This window comes from Pseudomonas sp. NPDC090208 (genome assembly GCF_044746785.1).
In the GTDB taxonomy this organism is placed as follows: Bacteria; Pseudomonadota; Gammaproteobacteria; order Pseudomonadales; family Pseudomonadaceae; genus Aquipseudomonas.
On the sequence record NZ_JBIVCU010000002.1, the window covers coordinates 321961 to 333598 of the forward strand.

General features: G+C 62.2%; 9 protein-coding genes. 4 read left to right on the plus strand and 5 right to left on the minus strand.

Annotated elements, in window-relative coordinates; genetic code table 11:
• The 5 genes from ACIPL0_RS04520 to bglX form a co-directional block, all read right to left on the minus strand.
• A partial coding sequence (locus ACIPL0_RS04520) for a hypothetical protein (protein ID WP_400731328.1) occupies positions 1–404 on the minus strand: 404 nt, incomplete at its 3' end.
• Positions 405–644: 240 nt separating this feature from the next.
• On the minus strand, positions 645–1976 hold the full coding sequence (locus tag ACIPL0_RS04525) for an MFS transporter (RefSeq protein ID WP_400593107.1): 1332 nt from the start codon (positions 1974–1976) through the stop codon (positions 645–647).
• Positions 1977–2300: 324 nt separating this feature from the next.
• On the minus strand, positions 2301–3647 hold the full coding sequence (locus ACIPL0_RS04530) for a sigma-54-dependent transcriptional regulator (protein WP_400593104.1): 1347 nt from the start codon (positions 3645–3647) through the stop codon (positions 2301–2303).
• A complete protein-coding gene (locus tag ACIPL0_RS04535; protein WP_400731307.1) occupies positions 3632–5398 on the minus strand; it encodes an ATP-binding protein in 1767 nt (588 codons plus the stop codon). Before ACIPL0_RS04535 ends, ACIPL0_RS04530 begins: the two co-directional genes overlap by 16 nt.
• 141 nt (positions 5399–5539) lie before the next feature.
• Positions 5540–7849, minus strand: coding sequence for a beta-glucosidase BglX (gene bglX, locus ACIPL0_RS04540; RefSeq protein WP_400593098.1), 2310 nt, complete (start codon positions 7847–7849; stop codon positions 5540–5542).
• Positions 7850–8192: 343 nt separating this feature from the next.
• Here bglX and ACIPL0_RS04545 point away from each other — a divergent pair, with 343 nt between their 5' ends.
• The 4 genes from ACIPL0_RS04545 (at position 8193) to ACIPL0_RS04560 (ending at position 11564) form a co-directional block, all read left to right on the plus strand.
• Entirely contained in the window at positions 8193–8753 is a 561-nt protein-coding gene (locus ACIPL0_RS04545; protein ID WP_400593930.1) for a LemA family protein, read from the plus strand.
• Positions 8753–9517 carry a TPM domain-containing protein gene (locus tag ACIPL0_RS04550; protein ID WP_400593096.1) on the plus strand — a complete coding sequence of 255 codons (765 nt, stop codon included), beginning with the start codon at positions 8753–8755 and terminating at the stop codon, positions 9515–9517. The genes ACIPL0_RS04545 and ACIPL0_RS04550 overlap by 1 nt, the downstream gene beginning before the upstream one ends.
• A gap of 27 nt (positions 9518–9544) precedes the next feature.
• Positions 9545–10162: a TPM domain-containing protein gene (locus tag ACIPL0_RS04555; RefSeq protein ID WP_400593093.1), complete on the plus strand. Its 618-nt coding sequence runs from the start codon at positions 9545–9547 to the stop codon at positions 10160–10162.
• 184 nt (positions 10163–10346) lie between these two features.
• Entirely contained in the window at positions 10347–11564 is a 1218-nt protein-coding gene (locus tag ACIPL0_RS04560; protein WP_400593090.1) for a class I SAM-dependent methyltransferase, read from the plus strand.
• Positions 11565–11638: the final 74 nt, after the last annotated feature.

An 11638-nucleotide genomic window follows, 5' to 3' on the forward strand; every position in this document is an offset into this window, starting at 1 on the left:
ACATGGTCAGCGCCATCAGCGGCAACACGATTTGCACCAACATGGTCAGCGCCATCAGCGGCAACACGATTTGCACCAACATGGTCAGCGCCATCAGCAGCAACGCGGTTTGCACCGACGTGGTCAGCGCCGTCAGCAGCAACACGGTTGGCGCCTACGTGGTCAGCACCGTCAGCGGCAACGCGGTTGGCGCCTACGTGGTCAGCACCGTCAGCGGCAACGCGGTTGGCACCTACGTGGTCAGCGCCGTCAGCAGCTACGCGACCGATGTTAGTGTGGGAAGAACCGTTTTCAGCAACTACCGGAGCGTTGACTTGTTTGTTTGCATCAACCGCTGGAAGTGCGAAAGCGCTGCTTGCCAGAATCGAGAAAGCCAGGCCAAAGATCAGTTTGTTAGTTTTCATGGTAGTTGCTCCAGATCGTTTTGATTTAGTGGTAACTCGGTATGGAGCTAACTTTACCGGGCTCTGGATTATTAAGAAGTCAATCGCATTACTAGCGAACATCGCTGAAATTGATAGTAAGAAAACTGCCTGTCGATTCAGTCGGTTAGCTGCCATGGCAGCGAAAAAAAGGGCAGCTCACTGGCGTGGCTGCCCCGGTTTTTTCGACGCAAAGGCCCGGTCTTGAGCCCGTCAGCGACCTCAGTCGGTCTCGATCCGCGAATGCTTGCGGGTGTCCTTCATGAACACGTAGACCAGCAGCGACACCGCGATGCAGGCAGTGACATACCAGTAGTAGCCGGTCTCCATGCCGATGCTCTTGAACCACAGTGCGATGTATTCAGCGGTGCCGCCGAAGATCGACACGGTCAGCGCGTATGGCAGGCCGACGCCCAGCGCACGGATCTCGGTAGGGAACAGTTCGGCCTTCACCACGGCGTTGATCGAGGTGTAACCGCTGACGATGATCAGCGCCGCCATGATCAGGAAAAACGCGCCCCACCAGGTCTGGATGGTGTGCAGGGTACTGAGGATCGGCACGGTGCACAGGGTGCCCAGCACGCCGAACGCGATCAGGATCGGACGACGACCGATCTTGTCCGACAGCGCACCGATCACCGGTTGCAGCACCATGAACAGGAACAGTGTGGCGGCGGAAATGGTGGTGGAGTCGGTAATGCTCATGCCGACGGTGTTCACCAGGTATTTCTGCATGTACGTGGTGTAGGTATAGAAGGCCAGGGTGCCGCCCATGGTCAGGCCGACCACGGTCATCAGTTCCTTGGGATGACGCATCAGCGTGCGCATCAGGCTTTCTTTGGGCTTGTCGCTGGCTTCAGTCTTGCGGGTGAAGGACTCGGTCTCTTCCATGCCACGGCGCAGGAACAGCGCCACCACGGCACACAGCGCGCCGATGGCGAACGGAATGCGCCAGCCCCAGTCGTTCAGCTGCTCGGTGGTGAGCATCTGCTGCAGCACGATCAGCACCGCCAGCGCGATGAGCTGGCCGGAAATCAGCGTCACGTACTGAAAGCTGGAATAGAAACCGCGACGTTCCTTGGTCGCCATCTCGCTGAGATAGGTCGCCGAGGTGCCGTATTCGCCACCCACCGACAGGCCCTGCATCAGGCGCGCCAGCACCAGCAGGATCGGGGCGCCGACGCCGATGGTTTCGTAACCCGGGGTCAGGGCGATGATCAGCGAACCGAAGCACATCAGCAGCACCGAGGCCATCAGTGCGGCTTTGCGGCCCTTGCGGTCGGCGTACAGGCCCATCAGCCAGCCACCGATCGGACGCATCAGGAAGCCCACGGCGAAGATCGCGGCGGTGTTGAGCAGTTGTGCGGTGGTGTCGCCTTTGGGGAAGAACACTTTGGCGAAGTACAGCGAGAAAGCGGCGTAGACGTACCAGTCGTACCACTCGACCATGTTGCCGACCGAACCGCTGAAAATGGATTTCAGACGACTTCCGGTGGTTTTTTCAGCAGCAGGCGAAGCAGCCGCCTTGTCGGACAGAGCGTTGGGAATAGCCATGAGGATTCCTGCAAGTCATTGTTTTTAGAGGGATCGCAGCGATGCGGTCTGGCCTCTGTGATAGCAGGAGCTGTGCCAACGCCTGAGAGGCCCGGTCTAGAAGGGTTGTGGGTGGATCAGTGAGCGGAAATCCGCTTATTGGCTATTGGGCAATAAGCGAAATCTTGCCGACGCTGGTTTCCATGCAGGAGCTGGCTTGTCCTGCGACCCTGGCGCGCTCGCGTCCGACCGGAGTCGGTAAATCCGGCATATGCGGTGTGACAGACATAACGCATGCACAGGTTCTACGACGGGTTCCCCGCCGCTCGCAGGACAAGCCAGCTCCTACAAGGGGGCCGTGTTGTCAGGCAAAAAATCTTCGCGGAGCAGGCCGTGGCGCTGCATTTTTTCATTGAGCGTGCGCCGAGGCAGTTGCAGTTCATGCAGCACCGCCTTGATATCGCCCTTGTGCCGGCTCAGCGCGGCGCGCAGGCAGTGGGCTTCGAAGGCTTCCTGCTGCGCGGCCAGTGATTGTCCGGTCGGGTCGTCGGCGAGGGCTGGAGTGTCCAGCCCCAGCACCTGACGTTCCGCCGCGTTGGCCAGTTCGCGGACATTGCCGGGCCAGTCATGGCTGAGCAGATGGCTCAACTGCGCGCCGCTGAGCACTGGCGCATGGCGCCCCAGACGCTCGGCGGCCTGACGGGAGAAATGACCGTACAGCAGCGGAATGTCCTCGCGCCGTTCGCGCAACGGCGGCAGGCGCAGTTCGGCAATGTTCAGGCGATAGGCCAGGTCCTCACGGAAGCGGCCGGCGCGGGCTTCTTCCAGCAGGTCCGGCTTGGTCGCGGCGACGATGCGCAGGTCGACCTCGATGCTCTGGTTGGAACCCAGTCGTTCCAGCCGCCGCTCCTGAATCACCCGCAGCAGCTTCACTTGCTGAGCCAGCGGCATGCTTTCGATTTCGTCGAGGAACAGTGTGCCGCCGTGGGCGAACTCCAGCTTGCCGATGCGTTTGCCCTGCGCGCCGGTGAACGCGCCGCTTTCATGGCCGAACAGCTCGGCCTCGAACAATTGCTCGGGAATCGCCGCGCAGTTGACCGCCACGAACGGCTTTTTCGCCCGCGGACCGAAGTCGTGCAGGCAACGCGCGACCATTTCCTTGCCGCTGCCGGTTTCCCCGCGAATCAACACGTTGACCGGCAACGCGGCCAGATCCAGCACCTGACGACGCAGGGTCTGCAGCGCGGGTGACAGGCCCAGCAGGGTGGTATCCAGCCGGCTGCGCAGGTCGGCCTGTTCATGCAGGCGGCGGTTTTCCAGCACCAGTTCGCGTTTTTCCAGGGCGCGGCGCAGGCTGCCCAGCAGGGTCTGCGGGGTGAAGGGTTTTTCCAGAAAGTCATAGGCGCCGTCGCGCATGGCTTCCACCGCCATCGGTACATCGCCGTGGCCGGTGAGCAGAATCACCGGCAGGTCGGCGTCGCGGCTGTGCAACTCGCCCAGCAACTGCAGACCGCTCATGCCGGGCATGCGCACGTCGCTGAGCACCACGCCGGGAAAGTGCGCGGGCAGTTGCGCCAGGCAATCCTCGGCGCGGCTGAACAGTTGCACGGTAAAGCCGGACAGCGACAGCCATTGCTCCACGGCTTCGCGAATGGGCGCTTCGTCGTCGACCACGATCACCGAGTTGAGCATGCGGGTTCAGCCTCCGAAGCCTTGTGCAGACAGAAATCAAAGCGGGCGCCGTTGGCGAAATTGCTCGCGCCCAGGCGGCCACCCAGTTCGTGGACGATAGCGTAGGACACCGCCAGCCCCAGGCCGAGCCCGTCGCCGACCGGCTTGGTGGTAAAGAATGGGTCGAACACGTTGCCCAGGTGTTGGTCAGCAATGCCGCCACCGCTGTCGGCGACGCTCAGGCGCCATTGTTCGCCTTCGTCATCGATGCGGATTTCCAGGCGCTTGAACGGTTTGTCGGCCATGGCATCCAGGGCATTGCGCAGCAGATTGATCAGTACCTGCTCCAGACGGATCGCATCGCCACGCACCCAGGCCGGGCGGCTCAGATGCAGTACGCAGCAGATGCGTTCCTCGCGAATCCGGGCGTCGAGCAACAACAGCGCCTGATCGACCACGCACGCCAGGTCCAGGCGTTCGCGCAAGCCGCTGGGGCTTTTGCGGGCGAAGGTCTTGAGGTGGCCGGTGAGGGCGGCCATGCGCGTCAGTTGCTGGTCGAGCAGGCCGAGGGCCTTTTCCGCATCGGCAGTTCGACCGTTCTCCAGCAGCAGGCGCAAGGTCGCCAGTTGCATGCGCTGGGCGGTCAGCGGTTGATTGATTTCATGGGCCAGCGCGGCGGACATTTGCCCCAGTGCTGCCAGCTTGGTCGACTGCACCAGGCCGTCCTGGGCGGTTTGCAGGTCGCGCGTGCGTTCTTCCACCAGCCGCTCCAGCTCTTCGCGGCTGCGTTGGCGCAAGCGCGCCAGACGCCAGCGCTGGTAGAGAAACAGGCCGAGAAACACCAGAGTCAGCCAGATGCCCGCCGCTGCAAGGGCGGCATTGCGGACATCCTCACTGGCGGGTTGCGGTTTGCGCAGCAGGTGCAGGGTCCAGCCTTCCGGCTGCAGCGGTTGCGACTGCCACAGGTAATCGGCCTCGCCATCGGGCGCGGTCACCCGGCTCAACCGACTGTTATCGGCGAACTGGCGCAGCGGCTGCTGCAGCAACGGGGTCAGTGGCTGCTTGTCGTACTGACGCGTGCTGTTCAGTTCGGCGCGGTCCTGAGTGGACAGCGGCAACAGCGCGCGATAACGCCAGTCGGGGCGGTTGGCGATGAACACCACGCCTTTGGCGTCGCTGACCAGCAGCAGGTCGTCACCCTGGGCCCAGCTGTGCTCCAGACCGGGAAACTCCAGCTTGACCACCATGGCGCCGATGAACTGCCCGGCGTCGTCGCGCACTGCATGGGCCAGGAAGTAGCCGGGAATGCCACTGGTCACGCCGACTGCGTAGAAGCGGCCGACGCCGGTGGCCTTGGTCTGGGTGAAGTACGGGCGAAAGCCGTAGTTGTTGCCGACATAACTGCTCGGCAGACGCCAGTTGCTCGCACCCACCGCCAGCCCGTTGCGATCCAGCAGCTCCAGGGTCGACGACTGAGCGGCGCCGTTGATCTGCTCCAGTTTCAGGTTGAGCACCTGAGTGGTTTCGGCACTGACCGGACCGCTGAGCGCATCGCGCAATTGCGGGTCGAGCGCCAATACAGCGGGCAGGGCGCGGTAGCGTTCGATCAGGGTTTGCAGGGTGTTGGCGTACAGCGAAAGCTGCGCCTGACCACGGGCCGCATCATCTTCCAGCGCGTGGCGCTGTGCCTGATGCATGGCCAGCACAGCAACCAGCGCGGCGCCGGCGAGGATCAGCAGGGTGGACAGGGCTAGGCGGGCGGCACGGGGCATGGGAGAGGCCTGTGTGTTTCGTGTCGGCGATATCCAGGGCTCCCTCCCACAGAATCTTGTGCCATGTCTGCAATTCGTTGCGCATCCCGGCGCACCTGTGCAGCGCGGCCCCAAAGCAAGCCGCGTCGCACAGGCCAACGCTTACAGCAGCGTAAACGTCGTTTCCTTCACATCCCGGGAGTCCAGGCCGATCATCAGCTTGAACTCGCCGGCCTCGGCGGCGTACTTCAGCGACGGGTTGTAGAACTTCAGGTCTTCTTCGGTCAGGGTGAAGGTCACGGCCTTTTCCTCACCCGGCTTGAGCATGACTTTCTGGAAGTTTTTCAGCTCTTTCACCGGGCGGCTGATGGACGCGGCAACGTCACGCAGGTACAGCTGCACCACGGTTTCGCCGGCGACCTTGCCGGTGTTTTTCACCTGTACGGTGGCGGTCAGCTTGTCCTTGCGGGTCATCTTGTTGATCGACAGGACGATGTCCGACACGTTGAACTGGGTGTAGCTCAGGCCATAGCCGAACGGGAACAGCGGGCTGGTCGGCTCTTCAAAGTAGTTCGAGGTGTAGTTAGAGTCGTTCACGCGGTACGGGCGACCGGTGTTCAGGTGGTTGTAGTAGGCAGGCACCTGGCCGACCGAACGTGGGAAGGTCATAGGCAGCTTGCCCGACGGGTTGTAGTCGCCGAACAGCACGTCGGCCAGTGCGTTGCCGCCTTCGGTGCCGAGGAACCAGCTTTCCACCAGCGCGTCGGCCTGCTTGTTTTCTTCGCCCAGCGCCAGTGGCCGGCCGTTCATCAGCACGATGACCAGTGGTTTGCCGGTCGCCTTGAGAGCCTTGAGCAGGTCACGTTGACGGCCCGGCAGCACCAGATCCACGCGGCTTGCCGCTTCGTGGGACATGTTGCGCGACTCGCCGACCACCGCCACGACCACGTCGGATTGCTGCGCGACCTTGACCGCTTCGTCGATCATCTCCTGCTCTGGGCGACCGTCGATGTGAATCTGGTCGTCCATCTTGTCAAGGTAAGTGATCGCTTCCTGATTGTCGGTGACGTTGCTGCCGGCGGCGTAGAGGATCTTCGCCTTGTCGCCGATGGCATTGGCCAAGCCGTCGTAAGCGCTGACGGTCTGACGCGCCAGACCCGCGGCGGACCAGCTGCCCATCATGTCCAGCGAGCTCTTGGCCAGCGGACCGACGATGGCGATGGTGCCCTGTTTTTTCAGTGGCAGGGTGTCGTGGTCGTTCTTCAGCAGCACCATGCTGCGGCGTGCGACATCGCGTGCTTCTGCGCGGTGCAGGCGGTTTTCGGCGTCACGGTCGGCCGGATCGTCCACGGCCGCGCCGATGCGCAGATACGGGTTGGCGAACAGGCCCATGTCCCACTTGGCGCCGAGGACTTCACGCACGGCGTTGTCGACTTCCTTGACCGAAACCTCGCCGCTTTTCACCAGCGCCGGCAGTTCTTCGCCGTAGGCCTTGTCGTTCATGCTCAGGTCGACGCCGGCCTTGATCGCCAGCTTCGCCGCTTCGCGGAAATCCTTGGCCACGCCATGGTCGATCAGTTCCTTGATCGCGCCGTGGTCGCTGATGGTCACGCCCTTGAAGCCCCAGTCCTTGCGCAGCAGGTCCTGCAGCAGCCAGGTGTTGGCGGTGGAGGGCACGCCGTTGATCGAGTTCAGCGCAACCATCACGCCACCTGCACCGGCGTCGATGGCCGCGCGGTACGGTGGCAGGTAGTCCTGCTGCATGCGCACCGGGCTCATGTCCACGGTGTTGTAGTCGCGGCCGCCTTCGACCGCGCCATACAGGGCGAAGTGTTTGACGGCGGCCATGATGCTGTTCGGCGCCTGGGTGCTGGTGCCCTGGAAGGCGCGGGTCATGGTCGCGGAAAGACGCGAAACCAGATAGGTGTCTTCACCGAAGCCTTCCGAACTGCGGCCCCAGCGGGCGTCACGGGTGATGTCGACCATTGGCGCGAAGGTCATGTCCACACCGTCGGCGGCAGCTTCGATGGCCGAAACGCGACCGGCGCGGGTCACGGCGTCCATGTCCCAGGTCGACGCCAGGCCCAGGCTGATCGGGAAAATGGTGCGCTGGCCATGGACCACGTCATAAGCGAAGAACATCGGAATCTTGCTGCGGCTGTGTGCCACGGCCGCGTCCTGCATGGCGCGGTTGTCCGGCAGTACCACCGAGTTGAACGTGCCGCCGATGCGCCCGGCGGCGATTTCCTTGACGATTTCCGACTTCGGCATTTCCGGGCCGATGCTGATCAGGCGCAGCTGACCGATCTTTTCATCAAGGGTCATCTGCTTCATCAGGTTGGCGATGAAGGCGTTCTTGGCTTGCAGGGTGGCCAGCGGCGAAGGGTTGCTGGCAGTGGTGGCGGCGGTTTCAGCCCAGGCGGACTGACTGGCCAGGCCGATGACGAGACTCAGTAAACACAGCTTATTCATGTAGGTCGTTCTCAAGGCGTTGCCGGCAACTCGCGTGTAATACCGGGTGGCCTTTGTTCTGGGTATGAAACCTTTGGTTTTTATTGTCATCGACCAGGGGATCATGGAACGCCTGGCCGTGTTGAGCATCAGTTGTGCAGCGGGTTCTGTCGAATGCTACCGCCGCGATCTGCTGCCCTGACAACGCGATGGGGCAAGATTATGCCGGGGAACTCAGGCTTTGGCTAAAGTCATGTCTGACAGGACGAACTTTGTTACATCGGCAAGGAGGACACAGGCCATGCGAATAGAGCGCTTCGGGCACGTTCGCGGCAGTCGTTACAATTTGTCACTGACGCTGCTGATGCTGTTCAGCACGTTGCTGGCGGGCTGCGGTATCAACAATATTCCGACCTATGACGAGCAGGTGAAGGCGGCTTGGGCACAGGTACAGAATCAGTACCAGCGCCGTGCCGACCTGATTCCCAATCTGGTGGAAACGGTCAAGGGCTACGCGAAGCAGGAGCAGGAGACCCTGACTGCGGTGATCGAGGCACGGGCCAAGGCCACGTCGATTCAGGTCGACGCCAATACCCTCAACGATGCGGCGAAACTCAAGCAGTTCCAGGATGCGCAGGGCCAGTTGACCGGGGCTTTGAGCCGGTTGATGGTGGTGTCCGAGCGTTACCCTGATCTGAAATCCAATCAGAACTTCCTTTCGCTGCAATCGCAACTGGAGGGCACGGAAAACCGCATTGCCGTGGCTCGCCGCGACTTCATCGCCTCGGTCGAACGTTACAACACCGAAATCCGCACCTTTCCGGGTCGCCTCTGGCACACGGTGATGTACAGCGATCTGCCGATCCGGCCTAACTTCGAGGCCACTGCCGCAGGTGCCGACAAGGCGCCGGAGGTGAAATTCTGATGCGCGGGGCGCGGCGCTGGCTGCTCTTTGCCGTCTTGCTGGCGGGGCTGGGGATGTGGGCGGAAGTGGCCGAGGCCGAGCTCAAATTCCCGCCGCTGAGCGGTAGGGTGGTCGACACCGCCGGGATGATCGACAGTCCCACCCAGGAACGTCTGTCGCAGATGCTCCGCGCCCACGAAGAGCTGACCACCGAACAGGTGGTCGTGGTCACCGTGCCGGATCTGCAAGGTTCGACCATCGAGGATTACGGCTACCAGCTCGGTCGTTTCTGGGGCATCGGCCAGCAGGGCAAGGACAACGGCGCATTGCTGCTGGTCGCCCGGGATGAGCGCAAGGTGCGCATCGAGGTCGGTTACGGGCTGGAAGAGCGTCTGACCGATGCGCAGTCGTCGGTGATCGTCAACGAAGTCATCATTCCGGCCTTCAAACAGGGCGATTACGTCGGTGGCATCAGTCGCGGTGCCGACGCGATCATTCAGGTACTGGGCGGCAACCCGCTGGCAGAGCCGGTGGTGGGCGCGTCCGGCGGCGATGATGTCACCGACTGGAAAATGAGCCTGCTGTACCTCGTGCTGTTCGTGATCTTCATCTATATCAACATGCGCTGGGGGCGCGGTCTGGGTGGGCTGGCCGGCGGCTATATCGGCTCGGGCGGCTCTGGAGGCTTTGGTTCCGGGGGCTTTGGCGCTGGCGGATCAGGCTCCGGCGGCACGCGCGGTGGTGGTGGCAGCTTTGGCGGCGGCGGGGCATCCGGCGGCTGGTAGTCGATGGTTCAACAGGGGTTGTGATGCATGGCGTTGCTCAACGAAGACGAACAGCGGCAGGTGGCCGAAGCCATCGAAGCAGTGGAACGGCTGACCGACGCCGAACTGGTCACCGTGCTGGCGGCCAGCGCCGACGATTACACCTACGTGCCGCTGATCTGGGCCGGAGTGGTCGCGCTGCTGTTGCCGGGGCTGATCAATTTCTACCCCGGCTGGCTGAATGCCAATGAGCTGTTATTGACGCAGATCGCGACGTTTATCGTGGTGGCGTTGTTATGTCGGCTGCCGGACGTCATCACCCGGCTGGTACCCGGTACCGTGCGGCACTGGCGTGCGGGCAATCTGGCACGGCGGCAGTTCCTCGAACAGAACCTGCACGCGACGATCAACGGCACCGGCGTGCTGATCTTTGTCAGCGAGGCTGAGCGTTACGTGGAGATCATCGTCGATGAGGGTATCTCGCGGCGGGTCGACGACATGGTCTGGCGTTCGATGGTCGATGTATTCACCCGGCAGGTGGGCGAGGGCAAGATTCTGGAAGGTTTTCTCGACTGCATTCGCTCATGCGGCGAAGTGCTCGGCGACCAGGTACCGGTGACCGAGCCGCGTAACGAATTGTCGAACCGGCTGGTGATATTGCCTTGAGTCGTAGGCGCTTGCCCGCGAGACGCCTGATCAGACACAAAGAGGACCGTCATCGTGAACAGGCGATGGTCTGCAAGGCTGCGGTACGGTTCGCTCGTCGCCCATGCGCAATTAAATCCACCTTCTGCGCGCAACCCGCCTAAAATGCTGCCCTCGCATTTTTCGCTCTCCGAGGCTTCACCCGATGTCTGCTCCTGCTTCTGTCGCGCTGCCAGCGTCCGATCACCGTGCCCAGTTTCTCGACCTGCTCGACACCTGCCTGGCGCAGAACGCGCTGGTCAAACTGGTGCTGGCCAAATACGCCGGTGAGGAAGCCGATCTGCAGCGGATCATCATCAAACCGGTGACGATCAAGGGGCAGCCGTGTCTGTCGTTCGTCTACCGCTACAAGACCCGCGACATCACCAAGAATCTGGCACTGACCGAAGCACAGGCGCTGATCGCCGAGCTGCTGCCCGAGTCATTCAAGAACGCGCATTTGCTGTCGCTGACCGACGAAGTGCAGCTGGCGTTTGGCAAGAAGGGCAAGAGCACGCTGTTCCGCAACACCTCGGACGCCCAGCGCGAGGCACCGACGGCGGACCATAACCGCGAGAAGAAGCGCTATCTGGAACTGAGCCGGCCGTTCCTGACCGATCTGGGCGTGACCGACAAGCAGCATGCGCTGATCCCGGCGATGTCGCGCAAGTGGAAGCAGATCAACAAGTTCATCGAGGTGTTCTCCCACGCCCTGGCGAGCTCGCCCATCAGCCTCGACAAGCCGGTCACGGTGGCCGATTTCGGCTCCGGCAAGGGTTACCTGACCTTCGCCATTCACGATTACCTGCGCAACACCCTGCAGGCCGAAGGCAATGTCACCGGCGTCGAGTTGCGTGAAGACATGGTCACGCTGTGCAACGATGCGGCGGCGCGGCTGGAGCATCCGGGGCTGGTATTCAAATGCGGTGATGTGCGTTCGGTGGCGCCGAGCCAACTGGACGTGATGATTGCGCTGCACGCCTGCGACATCGCCACCGATTACGCGATACACACCGGCATTCGTTCCGGTGCGTCGATCATCATGTGCTCGCCGTGCTGCCACAAACAGATTCGCCAGCAGATCCAGAGCCCGACGCTGCTGCGGCCGATGCTGCAATACGGCCTGCACATGGGCCAGCAGGCGGAGATGGTCACCGATGCCCTGCGGGCCTTGCTGCTGGAAGCCTGCGGCTACGAAACCAAGGTGTTCGAGTTCATCTCCCTGGAACACACCAACAAGAACAAGATGATTCTGGCGGTCAAACGCGCGACGCCGGTGGATCCGGCCGAATTGCGGGCAAGGATTCAGGAGCTCAAAGGCTTTTACGGCATTCAGGAGCAGTGCCTGGAGGCACTGCTCATGGCCGATGGCCTACTGGGTTAGGGTTGGTCCGAAAAGTGGCTGCGCTCAGTCATGCTGCGTTAAAAACAGGCTCGCAATGCTCATTTAGGCCCCTA

Excerpts from the sequence above, each read along its gene's own strand:
- ACIPL0_RS04525 (WP_400593107.1), bottom strand. The coding sequence starts at position 1,976 with ATGGCTATTCCCAACGCTCTGTCCGACAAGGCGGCTGCTTCGCCTGCT.
- ACIPL0_RS04530 (WP_400593104.1), bottom strand. The coding sequence starts at position 3,647 with ATGCTCAACTCGGTGATCGTGGTCGACGACGAAGCGCCCATTCGCGAA.
- ACIPL0_RS04535 (WP_400731307.1), bottom strand. The coding sequence starts at position 5,398 with ATGCCCCGTGCCGCCCGCCTAGCCCTGTCCACCCTGCTGATCCTCGCC.
- bglX (WP_400593098.1), bottom strand. The coding sequence starts at position 7,849 with ATGAATAAGCTGTGTTTACTGAGTCTCGTCATCGGCCTGGCCAGTCAG.
- ACIPL0_RS04545 (WP_400593930.1), top strand. The coding sequence starts at position 8,193 with ATGCTGTTCAGCACGTTGCTGGCGGGCTGCGGTATCAACAATATTCCG.
- ACIPL0_RS04550 (WP_400593096.1), top strand. The coding sequence starts at position 8,753 with ATGCGCGGGGCGCGGCGCTGGCTGCTCTTTGCCGTCTTGCTGGCGGGG.
- ACIPL0_RS04555 (WP_400593093.1), top strand. The coding sequence starts at position 9,545 with ATGGCGTTGCTCAACGAAGACGAACAGCGGCAGGTGGCCGAAGCCATC.
- ACIPL0_RS04560 (WP_400593090.1), top strand. The coding sequence starts at position 10,347 with ATGTCTGCTCCTGCTTCTGTCGCGCTGCCAGCGTCCGATCACCGTGCC.